Source organism: Streptomyces sp. NBC_00878 (assembly GCF_026341515.1).
In the GTDB taxonomy this organism is placed as follows: Bacteria; Actinomycetota; Actinomycetes; order Streptomycetales; family Streptomycetaceae; genus Streptomyces.
Genome location: NZ_JAPEOK010000001.1, coordinates 7,259,548 through 7,276,623 on the forward strand (window position 1 = coordinate 7,259,548; position 17,076 = coordinate 7,276,623).

Genomic DNA, 17,076 nt, shown 5'->3' on the forward strand with positions numbered 1-17,076 from the left:
GACAGTAGTCGGGACAGAGCGGGACAGCCCCGTACACGTCGCCGGGCACGTCGCCGTGGCATCGCAACATCGCAGGCCCGTCCTTGCCCGCGCCGTACCTACCGGCCGTACACTTGGGCCGGGGATGCTGGCACTCGTGCGCGCTGAGTGCCAGGCAAGGCGATCGAAGATGATCGAGGACCGCATCGAAGACCGCACGAAGACCGCGGGGAAGACCAGCTGGAGGTGTGCGCGATGCTCAGTGAACGCAGGCTCGAGGTGCTGCGCGCCATCGTCCAGGACTACGTGGGCACGGAGGAGCCGGTCGGTTCCAAGGCGCTCACGGAGCGCCACCGGCTGGGTGTCTCCCCGGCCACGGTGCGTAATGACATGGCGGTCCTTGAGGACGAGGGCTTCATCGCCCAGCCGCACACCAGCGCCGGCCGGATCCCCACGGACAAGGGCTACCGTCTCTTCGTCGACAAGCTCGCGGGCGTCAAGCCGATGACCGCGCCGGAGCGGCGGGCGATCCACAGTTTCCTCGACGGCGCCGTCGATCTCGACGACGTCGTGGGGCGGACCGTCCGGCTCCTCGCGCAGCTCACCCGGCAGGTCGCCGTCGTGCAGTACCCGTCACTGACCCGCTCGACCGTGCGTCATGTGGAGCTGCTGTCGCTGGCCCCGGCCCGCGTCATGCTCGTACTGATCACGGACACCGGCCGGGTCGAGCAGCGCATGGTGGACTGCCCGGCGCCCTTCGGGGAGGCCTCTGTGGCGGATCTACGCGCGCGGCTCAACAGCCGGATCGCGGGCCGCCGTTTCGCGGACGTCCCGCAGCTGGTGCAGGATCTCCCCGATGCTTTCGAGTCGGACGACCGGGGTACGGTCGCGACGGTGCTCTCCACTCTCCTGGAGACCCTGGTCGAGGAGACCGAGGAGCGGCTGATGATCGGCGGCACCGCCAATCTGACCCGCTTCGGACATGACTTTCCCCTCACTATCCGTCCGGTGCTGGAGGCCCTTGAGGAGCAGGTCGTTCTCCTCAAACTCCTTGGTGAGGTCAATGATTCGGGCATGGCCGTACGGATCGGTCACGAGAACGCCCATGAGGGACTCAACTCCACGTCCGTCGTCTCGGTCGGCTACGGTTCGGGCGGCGAGGCAGTAGCCAAACTAGGCGTGGTCGGCCCGACGCGCATGGATTACCCCGGAACGATGGGAGCGGTACGAGCGGTGGCACGGTACGTCGGACAGATCCTGGCGGAGTCGTAAGTGGCCACGGACTATTACGCCGTACTCGGCGTGCGCCGCGATGCGTCCCAGGACGAGATCAAGAAGGCATTCCGGCGGCTCGCACGCGAGCTGCATCCGGATGTCAATCCCGATCCGAAGACGCAGGAGCGCTTCAAGGAGATCAACGCCGCCTACGAGGTGTTGTCGGACCCGCAGAAGAAGCAGGTCTACGACCTCGGCGGCGACCCGCTGTCCCAGGCGGGCGGCCAGGGCGCGGGCGGCTTCGGCGCCGGCGGGTTCGGGAACTTCTCGGACATCATGGACGCCTTCTTCGGTACGGCGTCGCAGCGGGGCCCGCGGTCGCGCACGCGGCGCGGCCAGGACGCGATGATCCGGCTGGAGATCGACCTCGACGAGGCGGCCTTCGGCACGACGAAGGACATCCAGGTCGACACGGCCGTCGTGTGTACGACGTGCAGCGGCGAAGGCGCCGCACCCGGCACCTCCGCGCAGACCTGTGACATGTGTCGCGGGCGAGGCGAGGTGTCCCAGGTCACCCGGTCCTTCCTGGGCCAGGTCATGACGTCCCGGCCGTGTCCGCAGTGCCAGGGGTTCGGGACGGTCGTTCCGACGCCGTGCCCCGAGTGCGCGGGTGACGGGCGGGTGCGGTCGCGCCGGACCCTGACCGTGAAGATCCCCGCCGGTGTCGACAACGGCACGCGGATCCAGCTCGCGGGCGAGGGCGAGGTCGGGCCCGGCGGCGGTCCCGCCGGTGACCTGTACGTCGAGATCCACGAGCTGCCGCACTCGACCTTCCAGCGGCGCGGCGACGATCTGCACTGCACGGTCACGATTCCGATGACCGCGGCGGCTCTCGGGACGAAGGTTCCGCTGGAGACGCTCGACGGGATGGAAGAGATCGACATCCGTCCGGGGACCCAGTCCGGGCAGTCGGTTCCGTTGCACGGGCGCGGGATCACGCATCTGCGGGGTGGTGGGCGCGGGGATCTCATCGTGCATGTCGAGGTCATGACGCCTACCAAGCTTGATCCCGAGCAGGAGCGGGTGCTGCGGGAGCTGGCGCAGATGCGGGGGGAGGAGCGGCCCACGGGGCAGTTCCAGCCCGGGCAGCAGGGGTTGTTCTCGCGTCTGAAGGACGCGTTCAACGGGCGCTGAGGGCTTTTCTCGCCCCCGCCGCCGCTACCCTTCCCGTCCTTTCTGGGGGCTCCGCCCCCCAGGCCCCCGCATCGGCCTGAACGGCCTCGTCCTCAAGCGCCGGACGGGCTGGGTGGGTTGGGGTGGCGCGGTGCGAAAACCCTCCCCGCGTGACCATTCCCGTGGCTTATGCCCGGGGGAAGGCCGGATTCGGACTTGTACGGGGGACGTGACAACATGCCGTCATGTCCTCCGCGCTGACCGATCTCTTCCCGCTGCCGATCGTGCAGGCCCCCATGGCGGGCGGCGTCTCCGTGCCGCAGCTCGCAGCGGCCGTGTCCGAGGCCGGGGGGCTCGGTTTTCTCGCCGCCGGGTACAAAACGGCCGACGGCATGTACCAGGAGATCAAGCAGTTGCGGGGGGCCACGAGCCGTCCGTTCGGTGTGAACCTGTTCATGCCACAGCCCGAGTATGCCGACCCTGCCGCCGTCAAGGTCTACGCCCATCAGCTCGCCGGTGAGGCCGCCTGGTACGAGACCGAACTGGGCGACCCCGACAGCGGACGCGACGACGGATACGACGCCAAGCTCGCCGTACTCCTCGACAACCCGGTGCCGGTCGTCTCCTTCCACTTCGGCTGCCCCAAGCGCGACGTCCTGGAGTCCCTGAACCGGGCCGGCACGCTGACGCTGGTCACGGCGACCACCGCCGAGGAGGCGCAGGCCGTGCAGTGGGCGGGCGCCGACGCCGTGATCGTGCAGGGCGTCGAGGCCGGCGGCCACCAGGGCACCCACCGCGACAACACGGAGGCCGACGGCTCCGGCATCGGACTGCTCTCGCTGATCGCGCAGGTCCGCGAGACCGTGCGGATCCCGATCGTCGCGGCCGGCGGCATCATGCGCGGCAGCCAGATCGCCGCCGCGCTCGCCGCCGGCGCGAGCGCCGCCCAGCTCGGCACGGCCTTCCTCGTCACGCCGGAGTCCGGCGCCAACCCCCTGCACAAGCAGGCGCTGACCAACCCCCTCTTCGTACGTACGGAGTTGACGCGCGCCTTCTCCGGCCGGCCCGCCCGCGGGCTGATGAACCGCTTCATGCGCGAGCACGGTCCGTACGCGCCCGCCGCCTACCCGGACGTCCACCACCTCACCTCCGCGCTGCGCAAGGCGGCGGCCAAGGCGGGCGACGCGCAGGGGATGGCGCTGTGGGCGGGACAGGGACATCGGCTCGCGCGCGAGCTGCCCGCCGGGCAGCTGGTCGAGGTGCTCGCGGCCGAACTCGCCGCCGCCAAGACAGCGTTGTCCTCCCAGCCCTCCCGGTCCTCCTGGTCCTCCGACCCGGGCGGGGGGAACGTCCGTTGACCGCCCCCGTGTTCGTGGTGGACGTGGTGCCCGGCGGGCCCGAGTTCGTCCTCGACGGCTCCGAGGGGCGGCACGCCGTGAGTGTGAAGCGGCTGCGGGCGGGCGAGGACGTCGTCCTCACCGACGGACACGGGCGCTGGGCGGCGGGCGTCGTCAAGGCGGCCGAGGGCAAGGACCGGCTCGTGGTCACGGACATCGCCGAGGTGCGCGAGGAGGCCGAACCGGCGCCCCGTATCACCGTCGTCCAGGCCCTCCCCAAGGGCGACCGCGGTGAACTCGCCGTCGAGACCATGACCGAGACCGGCGTCGACGAGATAGTCCCCTGGGCCGCGTCCCGCTGCATCACGCAGTGGAAGGGCGAGCGGGGGCTCAAAGCGCTCGGGAAGTGGCGGGCCACTGCGCGCGAGGCGGGCAAGCAGTCGCGGCGGGTGCGGTTTCCGCGGGTCGCGGACGCGATGACGACGAAGCAGGTTGCCGCGTTTCTCGCCAAAGCCGACCTTGGGGTGGTGTTGCACGAGGACCGGGGGTACGGGAGCGAGGCGCTCGCGGTGGCCGAACTCCCTTCCTCCGGGCGGATCGTGCTCGTCGTCGGCCCCGAAGGGGGCGTGTCTCCGGAGGAGTTGGAGGCCTTTGCGCAGGCCGGGGCGAGGGCCTTTCGGCTGGGGCGGAGTGTGTTGCGGACGTCGACCGCGGGGACGGCGGCGGTGGCGTTGCTGCTGGGGCGTACGGGGCGTTGGTCCTGAGGGGTTTTTCGCCCCCGCCGCCCCTACCCATTCCCGTCCCTTACTCGGGGGCGCTGCCCCCGAACCCCCGCTCCTCAAACGCCGGAGGGGCTGACTATCAGCCCGTCCGGCGTTTGAGGACGAGGCCGTTCAGGCCGATACGGGGGTCTGGGGGCGGAGCCCCCAGAAAGGGACGGGAATGGGTAGGGGCGGCGGGGGCGAACATCGTGGCCGCATGCCGTCTACCGCGGCCCGCTCACGGGTGGCACGCTGCCGTCCATGGGGGCATTGAGGCGTATACGGCGTCGCCTGGGACGGCGGCGGGGACCGGTCGCGGCAGGCCTCGCCGTCGCGGCCGTGTTCGGCGCGGCGGCGTGCGAACCGGGCGGCGGCATGGGCACCGCCGCCGTGGCGATCACGACCGACCAGGCAGGAACCCGCGAACTGGAGAAGCAGGGCGTCGACGTGCAGTGGCTCAGCTGCACGGCCTCGTACGGGGACAAGGGGCCGACCACCGGAAACTCGCCGAGCGTGCGGAGTGTCGCGACCGTCGACTGCGTCGGGGAGGCGAAGGACGGGCGGGAGATCACCATCAAGGGCAAGGTGACGCAGGAGATCAACGGGGCCTGCGTACGGGGCGATCTGACCGCCAAAGTGGCCGGCAAGCAGTGGTTCCGGGCGGACGTGCTCGGGAACTGCGCCGCGGGTACGCCGAGCACCACGAAGCCGAGCACCACGAAGCCATGGACCCCGCCCGCCGACCACAGGACGACCCCGCCCGCCGACCGGCCCGGGGCGACCGTCACCGTCACCCGGACCGTCACCGTGTCCCCGCACCCCACGTGCTCGTGCTTCCAGGGCAAGTGATCCGCCAAGGGATCTGCTCAGGGATCTGCCAAGGGATCCGCCAAGGGATCTGCCGAGTGATCCACCGAGCGGTCCGCCCAGGGATCCACCCGGCGAAGTGATCGAAAGCTCTGGTCGTGGACAGAGTCGCTGCATAGGGTGATCGGGTGACACAGCCTGCATCCGCCGTAGCCGCCGTATCCGCCGTCTCGTCCGCGTATCTCCGGTATCCGCATCCGCACGGTGAGTTGATCACCTTCACCGCCGAGGACGACGTCTGGGTCGCGCCGCTCGACGGCGGTCGTGCCTGGCGCGTCAGCGCCGACAACGTGCCGGTGAACCATCCCCGCATCTCCCCGGACGGGACGACCGTCGCCTGGACCTCCACCCGCGACGGCGCCCCCGAGGTGCATGTCGCCCCCGTCGACGGCGGTTCCACCAAACGCCTTACGCACTGGGGCAGTTGGAAGACCCAGGTGCGCGGCTGGACCCCGGAGGGCGAGGTGCTCGCGCTCAGCACCCAGGGGCAGGCGAGCCTGCGCCGCAGCTGGGCCCGGGCCGTCCCCCTCGACGGCGGTCCCGCAACCACCCTTCCGTACGGGCCTGTTGGCGATGTGGCCCACGGGCCCGCGACCGTTCTGCTGTCCGCGCCCATGGGCCGTGAGGCCGCCTGGTGGAAGCGCTACCGGGGCGGCACGGCCGGGAAGCTGTGGATCGACCGGGAAGGTGACGGGGAGGCCGGGGAGTTCGTACGGCTGCATGCCGACCTGGACGGGAATCTGGAGTATCCCTCGTGGGTGGGGGAGCGGGTCGTCTTTCTCTCCGACCACGAGGGGGTGGGGGCCGTTTACTCCTCCCTCGCCGATGGGTCGGATCTGCGGCGGCACACGGGCGTTGATCGCTTCTACGCCCGGCATGCCTCCACCGACGGGACCCGGGTCGTCTACGCCTCCGCCGGTGAGCTGTGGATCCTCGACGACCTCGACGGGGCCGAGCCGCGCCGCCTCGACATCCGGCTCGGCGGGCAGCGCGTCGATCTGCAGCCGCACGCCGTGAACGCGTCCCGCTGGTTCGGTGCCGCCGCGCCCGACCACACCGGACGCGGCAGCGCGGTCGCCGTGCGCGGAGCCGTCCACTGGGTCACCCACCGCTCGGGCCCGGCCCGCGCGCTCGCCGCCGAACAGGGCGTACGGGCCCGGCTGCCGCGCACCTTCCGCGCGGACGGTGAGGAGCACGTGGTGTGGGTGACGGACGCCGAGGGCGATGACGCTCTTGAGTTCGCGCCCGCCACCGGTGTCGCGCCGGGGGCCACCCCGAGACGCCTCGCCGCCGGACAACTCGGGCGGGTGCTCGGACTCGCGGTGGCGCCCGACGGCAGCCGCGCCGCGGTCGCCTCGCACGACGGGCGGGTGCTGCTCGTCGAGCGCGAGAGCGGCGAGGTACGGGAGGTCGACCGCAGCGAGGACGGCGAGGTCTCCGGGCTCGCCTTCTCGCCCGACTCCGCCTGGCTCGCCTGGTCGCACCCCGGCCCGCGACCGCTGCGCCAGCTGAAGCTCGCCAACACCGCGGACCTCTCGGTGACCGAGGCGACGCCGCTCCGGTTCCGGGACTACGCGCCCGCGTTCACTCTCGACGGGAAGCATCTGGCCTTCCTGTCGGCGCGGTCCTTCGACCCCGTCTACGACGAGCACGTCTTCGACCTGGCCTTCGTCGGCGGCTCGCGACCGCATCTCATCACCCTCGCCGCGACCACCCCCTCGCCGTTCGGGCCGCAGCGGCACGGCCGGCCCTTCGAGGCGCCCGACAAGGACGAGACGCCCGACAGCGAGGGCTCCCCGGCGACGCGCATCGACCTCGACGGGCTCGGTGACCGCATCGTGCCGTTCCCCGTCGAGGCCGCCCGCTACTCCGGGCTGCGGGCCGCCAAGGACGGGCTGCTGTGGCTGCGGCACCCCGTACGGGGCGTACTCGGCGCCTCCCGCGCCACCCCGGACGACCCGGACCCGAAGACCGACCTGGAGCGCTACGACCTCGCCCAGCAGCGCATCGAGCACCTCGCCACCGACGCCGACGGCTTCATGGTCACCGGCGACGGCAAGCGGATCCTGCTGTGGACCGACAGCAAACTCAAGGTCGTACCGAGCGACCGGCGCGCCTCGCTCGATGACGAGAGCGACACGAACATCACCGTCGACCTGTCGCGCATCCGCCAGACCGTCGACCCGGCCGCCGAATGGCGGCAGATGTACGACGAGACCGGCCGCCTCATGCGCGACAACTTCTGGCGCCCCGACCTCGGCGGCACCGACTGGAACGGCGTACTGGACCGGTACCGGCCCGTGCTCGAACGGGTCGCCACCCACGACGACCTGGTCGACCTCCTCTGGGAGGTACAGGGCGAACTCGGCACCTCGCACGCGTACGTCATGCCGCGCGGCGGATACGGCGGCGGCGAGCGGCAGGGGCTGCTCGGCGCCGACATCTCCCGTCACGAGGACGGCCCCCAGGGCGCGCCGCAGTGGCGCATCGACCGCATCCTGCCGTCCGAGACCTCCGACCCGGACGCGCAATCGCCGCTCGCCGCGCCCGGGGTCGCCGTGCGCGCCGGGGACGCGATCGTGGCCGTCTCCGGGCGGCCTGTCGACCCGGTGACCGGGCCGGGACCGCTGTTCGTCGGCACGGCCGGGAAGGCCGTCGAGCTGACCATCTCGCCCGCGGGCGGCGGCGATCCGCGGCACGCCGTCGTCGTACCGATCTCCGACGAGGAACCCCTGCGCTACCACGCGTGGGTCGCCGACCGGCGTGCCTACGTCCACGAGAAGTCCGGCGGCCGGCTCGGCTATCTCCACGTGCCCGACATGCAGGCGCCCGGCTGGGCCCAGATCCACCGCGACCTGCGCGTCGAGGTCGCCCGCGAGGGCCTCGTCGTGGACGTCCGCGAGAACCGCGGCGGCCACACCTCCCAACTGGTCGTCGAGAAACTCGCCCGGCGCATCGTCGGCTGGGACCTCGCCCGCGGTATGCGGCCCACCAGCTACCCGGAGGACGCGCCGCGCGGGCCCGTCGTCGCCGTCGCCAACGAGTTCTCCGGCTCGGACGGCGACATCGTCAACGCCGCGATCAAGGCCCTCGGCATCGGCCCGGTCGTCGGCACCCGCACCTGGGGCGGCGTCGTCGGCATCGACAGCCGCTACCGGCTCGTCGACGGGACGCTCGTCACCCAGCCCAAGTACGCGTTCTGGCTGGAGGGTTACGAGTGGGGCGTGGAGAACCACGGCGTCGACCCGGACGTCGAGGTGGTCCAGGCCCCGCAGGACTACGCCGCCGGGCGTGACGCGCAGCTCGACGAGGCGATCCGTATCGCGCTGGCGGCGCTCACGGAGAACCCGGCGAGGACGGCTCCGCTGTTGCCGGGTTCGTAGGGGCCCCGGGTTCGTAGAGTGCGGGTGCGTGGGGGCTGGTCGCGCCCACGCGGCGGAGCCGCATATGTCACGGCCCCGCGCCCCCGACGGGGCTCGGTACCATGCCGGGGCAACGATCATCCAGCGTGAGGAGCCGCGCATGGCAGGGGAACTACAGGACGACTGCCTGTTCTGCAAGGTCGTCGGTGGGCAGATCCCGGCGACCGTCGTCCGCGAGACCGACACGACCGTCGCCTTCCGGGACATCAACCCGCAGGCGCCCATCCACGTCCTGGTGATCCCGAAGGTCCACCACCCGGACGCCGCCGCCCTCGCGGCCGCCGAGCCGGCGATCCTCGCCGACATCGTGCGCGAGGCCGGTGAAGTCGCCGTCGACGAGAAGCTCGACAGCTACCGCATCGTCTTCAACACCGGCAGCGGGGCCGGGCAGACCGTCTTCCACGCCCACGCCCACGTACTGGGCGGCCGCGGCATGCAGTGGCCCCCCGGCTAGCCGCGCCACTCGGGAAGCCGGATAACTCGACATGTCCGTACGCGAATTGGTGGTCCTCGGCACCGCCAGCCAGGTGCCCACCCGGCACCGCAACCACAACGGCTATCTGTTGCGCTGGGACAGCGAGGGCATCCTCTTCGACCCCGGCGAGGGCACGCAGCGGCAGATGCTGCGCGCCGGGGTCGCCGCGCACGACCTCCATCGGATCTGCGTCACGCACTTCCACGGCGACCACTCCCTCGGCCTCGCCGGAGTGATCCAGCGGATCAACCTCGACCGGGTGCCGCACGAGATCACCGCCCACTACCCGCGCTCCGGGCAGCGGTTCTACGACCGGCTGCGGTACGCGACCGCCTACCGCGAGACGGTCCCGCTCACCGAGGCGCCGGTCGACTCCGACGGGGTTCTGGCATCCACGCCGTCGTACACGCTGGAGGCCCGCAAGCTCTCCCATCCCGTCGAGTCGTACGGCTACCGCCTCGTCGAACCCGACGGGCGGCGGATGCTGCCCGAGCGGCTCGCCTCGTACGGGATCAAGGGGCCGGACGTCGGGCGGATCCAGCGGGAGGGCACGCTGGGGGACGTGTCGCTCGACGACGTCAGTGAGGCGCGGTACGGGCAGCGGTTCGCCTTCGTCATGGACACCAGGCTGTGCGACGGGGTGTACGCGCTCGCGCAGGGGTGCGACATGCTCGTCATCGAGTCGACGTTCCTCGACGGGGACATCCAACTCGCCGTCGACCACGGCCACCTGACGGCAGGTCAGGCAGGAGCGGTGGCCCGGGAGGCGGGCGTACGGCACCTCGTGCTCACGCACTTCAGTCAGCGGTACAACGAGCCCGACGAATTCGAGCGGCAGGCGCGGGCCGCGGGGTTCGAGGGGGAGCTGACGGTGGCACACGATCTGTTGCGGGTGCCGGTTCCGAAGCGGAGATGAGACGGGGCCGTACGATGCCGTGATGTCCATCCCGAAAGCCGAACTGCACCTGCACATCGAGGGCACCCTGGAGCCCGAGCTGGCCTTCGCGCTCGCCGCGCGCAACGGTGTCACGCTGCCCTACACGGACACCGACGAGCTGCGCGAGGCGTATCTGTTCTCGGATCTGCAGTCGTTCCTGAACCTGTACTACGGGCTCATGGCCGTGCTGCGGACCGAGGACGACTTCGCGGACCTCGCCGACGCGTATCTCGCGCGGGCCGCCGCGCAGGGGGTGCGGCACGCGGAGATCTTCTTCGATCCGCAGGCGCACATCGCCCGGGGCGTCGGGATCGGGACCGTGGTGGAGGGGCTCGGACGGGCGCTCGACCGGAGCGAGGCCGCGCACGGGGTCTCCACCCAGCTGATCATGTGTTTCCTGCGGGACGAGTCCGCCGAGTCCGCGATGGAGACCCTCCAGGCCGCGAAGCCGTACCTCGACCGGATCGTCGGCGTCGGGCTCGACTCCGCGGAAGTCGGGCATCCGCCCGTGAAGTTCCGTGAGGTGTACGAAGCCGCTGCCGCGCTCGGGCTGCGGCGGGTCGCCCACGCGGGGGAGGAGGGGCCGCCCTCCTACATCACCGAGGCGCTCGACGCGCTCGGGGTCGAGCGGATCGATCACGGGCTGCGGTGTATGGAGGATCCCGAGCTGGTGGCGCGGCTGGTGCGGGAGCGGGTGCCGTTGACGTTGTGCCCGATGTCCAACGTCCGGCTCCGGGCCGTGGACGTTCTGGAGGACCATCCGCTGCCCGCGATGCTCGACGCGGGGCTGCTGTGCACGGTCAACTCCGATGATCCCGCGTACTTCGGCGGGTACGTCGGGGACAACTTCCACGCCGTGCGGGAGGCGTTGGGGTTGTCCCACGACCGACTCCGGGAGCTGGCCCGCAACTCGTTCGTGGCGTCTTTCCTCGACCATGACGAGGAGCGGCGGGTTCGGTATCTGGCGGAGGTGGAGGCGTACGAGTTTCCGTAGGGGGGCCAGGGGTTTCTTCGCCCCCGCCGCCCCTACCCTCCCCCACTCTCGGCTTCGCTCGAGCGGGGGGACCCCCATCGTCCCTGCCTCGGGGGCCGGCCCCCGAACCCCCGCTCCTCAAACGCCGGAGGGGCTGACTGCCAGCCCGTCCGGCGGGGGCGAAATCCCTCCGGCCCCGGCGTGACCCGTCACCCCCCGCCGCGTGTTTGGTGCACACTGGCCTGAATCCGCACCACCTCATGGGAGCGCACCGTGACCGCGTCCAACGGAGAGGGACCGCACAGCAGGCCCGCCCAGGTCGACCCTCTCGTCGACCCCCTCACAGGCATGCGCGCCCCGGACGACCCGCCCTGCGACGTCTACCTCACCGGCACCGTCTTCCTCGACATCATCTTCACCGGCCTCGACTCCGCCCCCGTCCGCGGCACCGAGTCCTGGGCCCGCGGCATGGGATCGAGCCCGGGCGGCGTCGCGAACATGGCGACCGCCCTGGCCAGGCTCGGCCTCAGGACATCGCTGGCGGCGGCCTTCGGGGACGACCACTACGGGGAGTACTGCTGGGACGCCCTGGAGCAGGGCGAGCACATCGACCTCTCCACGTCACGCACGGTACCGAGCTGGCACTCCCCGGTGACCGTCTCGATGGCGTACGAGGGCGAGCGGACGATGGTCAGCCACGGACACGAGCCACCCCCGGAGGAGCCCGCCCCGGACTGCCCGCCCCGCGCGCGTGCGGCCGTCGCCTCGCTCACGCCCGGCACCCGTGCCCCCTGGATCGCCGAGGCCGCGGGCAAGGGCGCCCGCATCTTCGCCGACGTCGGCTGGGACGACACCGGCCGCTGGGACCTCGCCGCGCTCCCCGACCTGGCGCACTGCGAGGCGTTCCTGCCGAACGCCGAGGAGGCCATGCGGTACACGGGCGCCTCGTGTCCCCGCGCGGCGGCCCACGCGCTCACCGAGCACGTGCCGCTCGCCGTCGTCACTCTCGGTGCCGAGGGCGCGTACGCGGTGGACGGACGGACCGGGGAGACCGCCGAGGTTCCGGCCATCGAGGTCGAGGCCATGGATCCCACGGGCGCGGGGGACGTCTTCGTCGCCGGGTTCGTCATGGGCACGCTGGCCGGCTGGCCGCTGGCCGACCGGCTCGCCTTCGCGGGGCTCACCGCCGCGCTGTCGGTCCAGGAGTTCGGGGGGTCCCTGTCGGCCCCCGGCTGGTCGGAGATCGCCGCGTGGTGGCGGCGTGTGCAGTCGTACGACGACCAGGATCCGGCGGCGCTCGGCCGGTACGCCTTCCTGGAACCCCTCCTTCCGGAAACGACCCGGACCTGGCCCCTGCGGCGGGCCGTACCGACGATCGGATTCCGCAGCTCGGCGTGAGCCCGCGGGCAGACCCGCGGGAAGCCACCCTCGGACCCACCGGTGGGTCCGAGCGAAGCCACTGGTGGATCAGCGGGAAGCCACGGGCAGATTCGCATGAGGCCACCGGGGTGCGGGCGAAAAGTCCTACGGCGTTGTCGGTGCCCCGTCGTACTCTTGGAATCACCAGGCTGCCGTACCGGCAAGCGTGCCTCACCGAGGAGGATCAGCAGGCCTACAGAGCCGGCCCATGACGCAGACACCCACAGCTCACACCCCCGCACAGGGGCAGTCACGAGCGCAGTTCACCGTCCCGGCCAAGCACCCCATGGTGACCGTGCTGGGGTCTGGAGACGCCCTACTGCGCGTGATCGAGAAGGCCTTCCCGGCGGCCGACATCCACGTCCGGGGCAATGAGATCAGCGCGGCCGGCGACGCCCGCGAAGTGGCCCTCGTCCAGCGCCTGTTCGACGAGATGATGCTGGTGCTCCGCACCGGACAGCCGATGACGGAGGACGCAGTGGAACGCTCGATCGCCATGCTGAGGGCGAGCGAGAACGGGGAGGGTGACGGCCAGGAGACCCCGGCCGAAGTGCTCACACAGAACATCCTGTCCTCGCGCGGCCGCACCATCCGCCCCAAGACGCTCAACCAGAAGCGGTACGTCGACGCCATCGACAAGCACACCATCGTCTTCGGCATCGGCCCCGCCGGTACGGGCAAGACCTACCTCGCCATGGCCAAGGCCGTCCAGGCGCTCCAGGCCAAGCAGGTCAGCCGGATCATCCTCACCCGCCCGGCGGTGGAGGCGGGAGAGCGGCTGGGATTCCTCCCGGGCACGCTCTACGACAAGATCGACCCCTACCTGCGCCCGCTGTACGACGCGCTGCACGACATGCTCGACCCGGACTCGATCCCGCGGTTGATGGCGGCGGGGACTATTGAGGTGGCGCCGCTGGCGTATATGCGGGGTCGGGCGCAGCCTGTCTTCACGAACGTCCTGACACCGGACGGTTGGCGGCCCATCGGTGATCTCCAGGTCGGTGACCTGGTCATCGGCTCGAATGGTGAGCCGACCCCGGTCCTCGGCGTGTATCCGCAGGGCGAGAGGGACATCTACCGCGTCACGGCCCAGGACGGCTCCTGGACCCTGTGCTGCGGCGAGCACCTGTGGACGGTCCGTACGGCCTCGGACAAGCGCCGCAACAAGCCGTGGCGGGTCCTGGAGACCCAGGACATGATCGGCAACCTGCGCGCGGCCCACGCTCGCCGGTACGAGCTGCCGCTACTCACGGCGCCGGTCTGCTTCCCGGAGCGGGAGGTTCCCATGGACCCGTACGCGCTGGGTCTGCTCCTGGGCGACGGGTGCCTCACCGGTTCCACCACCCCGTCCTTCGCGACGGCGGATCCGGAACTCGCCCAAGCGCTGGGAGCCGTGCTGCCCGGTGTCGCGGTGCGGCACAAGGGCGGGCCGAACTACGTCCTCAACCGGGTCAAGTCCTCCGGTGATGTGGTCACTTTGGAGAACCCCGTTACAGGCGTTCTCCGAGAACTGGACCTCCTGCGCACTCGCTCGCACACCAAGTTCGTCCCTGACGACTACCTGCACAACTCGGTCGAGGTACGGCTGGCTGTCCTCCAGGGACTGCTCGACTCCGACGGCGGCCCGGTCACTCAGAAGGACCGCACCTGCCGGATCCAGTACGCGACCACGTCGATCCTGCTCCGCGACGACGTGATCTCGCTCGTGCAATCGCTGGGCGGTGTCGCGTACACCCGTCGCAGGGCTGCCGAGGGCCGCAAGCCGGGTCTCGCGAAAGGGCGGGAGGTGGAGTACCGCCACGACGCCCACGTCGTCGACATCCGCCTCCCCGAAGGCATCGAGCCCTTCCGTCTCGCCCGCAAGCGCGACACGTACCACGCGGCCGGAGGCGGCGGACGCCCGATGCGCTTCATCGACAGCATTGAACCGGCGGGCCGGGAGGAGACCGTATGCATCCAGGTGGCGGCCGAGGACTCCCTCTACGTCACCCAGGACTACCTGCTCACCCACAACACGCTCAACGACGCCTTCATCATTCTGGACGAGGCTCAGAACACGAGTCCCGAGCAGATGAAGATGTTCCTCACCCGGCTCGGGTTCGAGTCGAAGATCGTGATCACGGGGGATGTCACCCAGGTCGACCTGCCGAGCGGGACGAAGTCCGGGCTGCGTCAGGTGCAGGACATCCTGGAGGGTCTCGACGACGTGCACTTCTCCCGGCTCACCTCCCAGGACGTCGTACGGCACAAGCTGGTCGGCCGTATCGTCGACGCGTACGAGAAGTACGACAGCGAGAACGGTACGGAGAACGGCACCCACAAGGGCGCCCGTAACAAACGGAAGTAGACCAGCGCGACCATGTCGATCGACGTCAACAACGAGTCCGGAACCGAGGTCGACGAGCAGGCGATCCTCGACATCGCCCGCTATGCGCTCGCTCGGATGCGTATCCACCCGCTCTCCGAGCTCTCGGTGATCGTCGTGGACGCCGACGCCATGGAGCAGCTGCACATCCAGTGGATGGACCTGCCGGGTCCGACCGATGTCATGTCGTTCCCGATGGACGAGCTCCGGCCGCCGTCGAAGGACGACGACGAGCCGCCGCAGGGGCTGCTCGGCGACATCGTGCTCTGCCCGGAGGTCGCCGAGCAGCAGGGCAAGGACGCCGAGACGCAGCACTCCATGGACGAGGAGCTCCAGCTCCTCGCCGTCCACGGAGTGCTGCATCTGCTCGGGTACGACCATGAGGAGCCGGACGAGAAGGCCGAGATGTTCGGCCTCCAGGCGGCCATCGTGGACGGCTGGCGTGCGGAGAGGGGCCTGACCGGTCCGTCGCCGGCCCCGACCGTCTCATGAGCCCCCAACTCGTCCTGGGCGCCATCGCCCTCGTCGTGGTCGCCTGGCTCGCCGCCTGTGCGGAGGCCGGTCTCGCCCGCGTCTCCAGCTTCCGCGCCGAGGAGGCCGTACGGTCCGGCCGCCGCGGCAGCGCCAAGCTCGCCCAGATCGCCGCCGACCCGACCCGCTATCTGAACGTGGCGCTGCTCGTGCGCGTCACCTGCGAGATGGCGTCCGCCGCGCTCGTCACGTACGCCTGCTTGCAGGAGTTCGCCGAGACCTGGCAGGCGCTGGCCGTCGCCCTCGGCGTCATGGTCCTCGTCTCGTACGTGGCGGTCGGCGTCTCCCCGCGCACCATCGGCCGCCAGCACCCGCTGAACACGGCCACGGCGGCGGCGTACGTGCTGCTTCCGCTGGCCAGGATCATGGGCCCCATCCCGCCCCTGCTCATCCTCATCGGTAACGCGCTCACGCCCGGCAAGGGCTTCCGGCGTGGTCCGTTCGCCTCCGAGGCCGAGCTGCGGGCGATGGTCGACCTCGCGGAGAAGGAGTCGCTCATCGAGGACGAGGAGCGCCGCATGGTGCACTCCGTCTTCGAGCTGGGCGACACGCTCGTGCGGGAGGTCATGGTCCCGCGTACGGACCTGGTGGTCATCGAGCGCTACAAGACGATCCGGCAGGCGCTGACGCTGGCCCTGCGGTCCGGTTTCTCCCGTATCCCCGTGACCGGGGAGAGCGAGGACGACATCGTCGGGATGGTGTATCTGAAGGACCTGGCCAGGAAGACGCACATCAGCCGGGACGCCGAGAGCGAGCTGGTGTCGACGGCGATGAGGCCGGCGGCCTTCGTCCCGGACACGAAGAACGCCGGCGATCTGCTGCGCGAGATGCAGCAGGACCGCAACCACGTCGCCGTCGTCATCGACGAGTACGGCGGCACGGCCGGAGTCGTCACCATCGAGGACATTCTCGAAGAGATCGTCGGCGAGATCACCGACGAGTACGACCGTGAGCTGCCGCCCGTGGAGGACCTCGGCGACGACCGCTACCGGGTGACCGCGCGGCTCGACATCGGAGACCTCGGGGAGCTGTACGGCTTCGAGGCGTACGACGACGAGGACGTCGAGACGGTGGGCGGCCTGCTCGCGAAGGCGCTCGGGCGGGTGCCCATCGCCGGGGCCTCGTCGGTGGTCGAACTGCCCGACGGGCGCGAGCTGCGGCTGACGGCGGAGGACTCGGCCGGACGCCGGAACAAGATCGTCACGGTGCTGGTCGAGCCGGTGGGCCCGGCCGAGTCCCCCGAGGAGGAGAAGCCCGAGTGACCCCGCAGGAGCTGCGCACGTTCTGCCTGTCCTTCAACGCGACCGTCGAGGACTTCCCGTTCACCCCGGAGACCTCCGTCTTCAAGGTGCTCGGCAAGCTCTTCGCCCTGACGCGGCTGGACGCGAGCCCGCTCACGGTGAATCTGAAGTGCGACCCGGATGACGCGGTGCGGCTCCGCGGCGAGTACGAGGGCCTGATCGTCCCGGGCTACCACATGAACAAGCGGCACTGGAACACGGTGACGGTTGATGGTTCGCTGCCCGATCGGCTCGTACGGGAGTTGATCGAGGACTCGTACGATCTGGTGGTGGCCGGTCTTCCGCGTGCGGAGCGCCTTCGCCTGGACCGGTCGTGACCCG

Annotated in this window: 14 protein-coding genes; all 14 read left to right on the forward strand. The window is 70.7% G+C overall.

Annotation, left to right across the window (positions count from 1 at the left end; all coding sequences use genetic code 11):
- Nucleotides 1-234 precede the first annotated feature (234 nt).
- The 14 genes from hrcA (at nt 235) to OHA11_RS31550 (ending at nt 17,072) form a co-directional block, all read left to right on the forward strand.
- Nucleotides 235-1,251: a heat-inducible transcriptional repressor HrcA gene (hrcA, locus tag OHA11_RS31485; protein ID WP_266502181.1), complete on the forward strand. Its 1,017-nt coding sequence runs from the start codon at nt 235-237 to the stop codon at nt 1,249-1,251.
- Nucleotides 1,252-2,388, forward strand: a complete 1,137-nt coding sequence (dnaJ, locus tag OHA11_RS31490; RefSeq protein ID WP_266502183.1) for a molecular chaperone DnaJ — start codon at nt 1,252-1,254, stop codon at nt 2,386-2,388.
- Between the two features lie 224 nt (nt 2,389-2,612).
- Nucleotides 2,613-3,725 carry a nitronate monooxygenase gene (locus OHA11_RS31495; protein WP_266502185.1) on the forward strand — a complete coding sequence of 371 codons (1,113 nt, stop codon included), beginning with the start codon at nt 2,613-2,615 and terminating at the stop codon, nt 3,723-3,725.
- Complete coding sequence (locus tag OHA11_RS31500; protein WP_266502187.1) at nt 3,722-4,468, forward strand: 16S rRNA (uracil(1498)-N(3))-methyltransferase; 747 nt, start codon at nt 3,722-3,724, stop codon at nt 4,466-4,468. Before OHA11_RS31495 ends, OHA11_RS31500 begins: the two co-directional genes overlap by 4 nt.
- A 258-nt stretch (nt 4,469-4,726) precedes the next feature.
- Nucleotides 4,727-5,314, forward strand: coding sequence for a hypothetical protein (locus OHA11_RS31505; protein ID WP_266502189.1), 588 nt, complete (start codon nt 4,727-4,729; stop codon nt 5,312-5,314).
- A gap of 146 nt (nt 5,315-5,460) precedes the next feature.
- Nucleotides 5,461-8,715 (forward strand): S41 family peptidase, encoded by a 3,255-nt coding sequence (locus OHA11_RS31510; protein WP_266502190.1) that lies wholly within the window; start codon nt 5,461-5,463, stop codon nt 8,713-8,715.
- A gap of 139 nt (nt 8,716-8,854) precedes the next feature.
- Nucleotides 8,855-9,208, forward strand: coding sequence for a histidine triad nucleotide-binding protein (locus OHA11_RS31515; protein WP_266502191.1), 354 nt, complete (start codon nt 8,855-8,857; stop codon nt 9,206-9,208).
- A 31-nt stretch (nt 9,209-9,239) separates the two neighbouring features.
- On the forward strand, nt 9,240-10,145 hold the full coding sequence (locus OHA11_RS31520; protein ID WP_266502192.1) for a ribonuclease Z: 906 nt from the start codon (nt 9,240-9,242) through the stop codon (nt 10,143-10,145).
- 22 nt (nt 10,146-10,167) lie between these two features.
- Nucleotides 10,168-11,160, forward strand: coding sequence for an adenosine deaminase (locus tag OHA11_RS31525; RefSeq protein ID WP_266502193.1), 993 nt, complete (start codon nt 10,168-10,170; stop codon nt 11,158-11,160).
- Between the two features lie 252 nt (nt 11,161-11,412).
- Nucleotides 11,413-12,537 carry a carbohydrate kinase family protein gene (locus tag OHA11_RS31530; RefSeq protein WP_266502194.1) on the forward strand — a complete coding sequence of 375 codons (1,125 nt, stop codon included), beginning with the start codon at nt 11,413-11,415 and terminating at the stop codon, nt 12,535-12,537.
- Nucleotides 12,538-12,766: 229 nt separating this feature from the next.
- Nucleotides 12,767-14,905 carry a PhoH family protein gene (locus OHA11_RS31535; protein ID WP_266502195.1) on the forward strand — a complete coding sequence of 713 codons (2,139 nt, stop codon included), beginning with the start codon at nt 12,767-12,769 and terminating at the stop codon, nt 14,903-14,905.
- A 12-nt stretch (nt 14,906-14,917) separates the two neighbouring features.
- On the forward strand, nt 14,918-15,415 hold the full coding sequence (ybeY, locus tag OHA11_RS31540) for an rRNA maturation RNase YbeY (protein WP_266502197.1): 498 nt from the start codon (nt 14,918-14,920) through the stop codon (nt 15,413-15,415).
- Complete coding sequence (locus tag OHA11_RS31545) at nt 15,412-16,716, forward strand: hemolysin family protein (protein ID WP_266502199.1); 1,305 nt, start codon at nt 15,412-15,414, stop codon at nt 16,714-16,716. The genes ybeY and OHA11_RS31545 overlap by 4 nt, the downstream gene beginning before the upstream one ends.
- Nucleotides 16,713-17,072, forward strand: a complete 360-nt coding sequence (locus OHA11_RS31550; RefSeq protein WP_266502201.1) for an MmcQ/YjbR family DNA-binding protein — start codon at nt 16,713-16,715, stop codon at nt 17,070-17,072. Before OHA11_RS31545 ends, OHA11_RS31550 begins: the two co-directional genes overlap by 4 nt.
- The last annotated feature ends 4 nt before the right edge of the window (nt 17,073-17,076 follow it).

Bases quoted from the DNA above. Each gene is read 5' to 3' on its own strand.
- hrcA (WP_266502181.1), top strand. From the start codon at position 235: ATGCTCAGTGAACGCAGGCTCGAGGTGCTGCGCGCCATCGTCCAGGAC.
- OHA11_RS31515 (WP_266502191.1), top strand. From the start codon at position 8,855: ATGGCAGGGGAACTACAGGACGACTGCCTGTTCTGCAAGGTCGTCGGT.
- OHA11_RS31535 (WP_266502195.1), top strand. From the start codon at position 12,767: ATGACGCAGACACCCACAGCTCACACCCCCGCACAGGGGCAGTCACGA.
- OHA11_RS31545 (WP_266502199.1), top strand. From the start codon at position 15,412: ATGAGCCCCCAACTCGTCCTGGGCGCCATCGCCCTCGTCGTGGTCGCC.
- OHA11_RS31505 (WP_266502189.1), top strand. From the start codon at position 4,727: ATGGGGGCATTGAGGCGTATACGGCGTCGCCTGGGACGGCGGCGGGGA.
- OHA11_RS31525 (WP_266502193.1), top strand. From the start codon at position 10,168: ATGTCCATCCCGAAAGCCGAACTGCACCTGCACATCGAGGGCACCCTG.
- OHA11_RS31520 (WP_266502192.1), top strand. From the start codon at position 9,240: ATGTCCGTACGCGAATTGGTGGTCCTCGGCACCGCCAGCCAGGTGCCC.
- ybeY (WP_266502197.1), top strand. From the start codon at position 14,918: ATGTCGATCGACGTCAACAACGAGTCCGGAACCGAGGTCGACGAGCAG.
- OHA11_RS31495 (WP_266502185.1), top strand. From the start codon at position 2,613: ATGTCCTCCGCGCTGACCGATCTCTTCCCGCTGCCGATCGTGCAGGCC.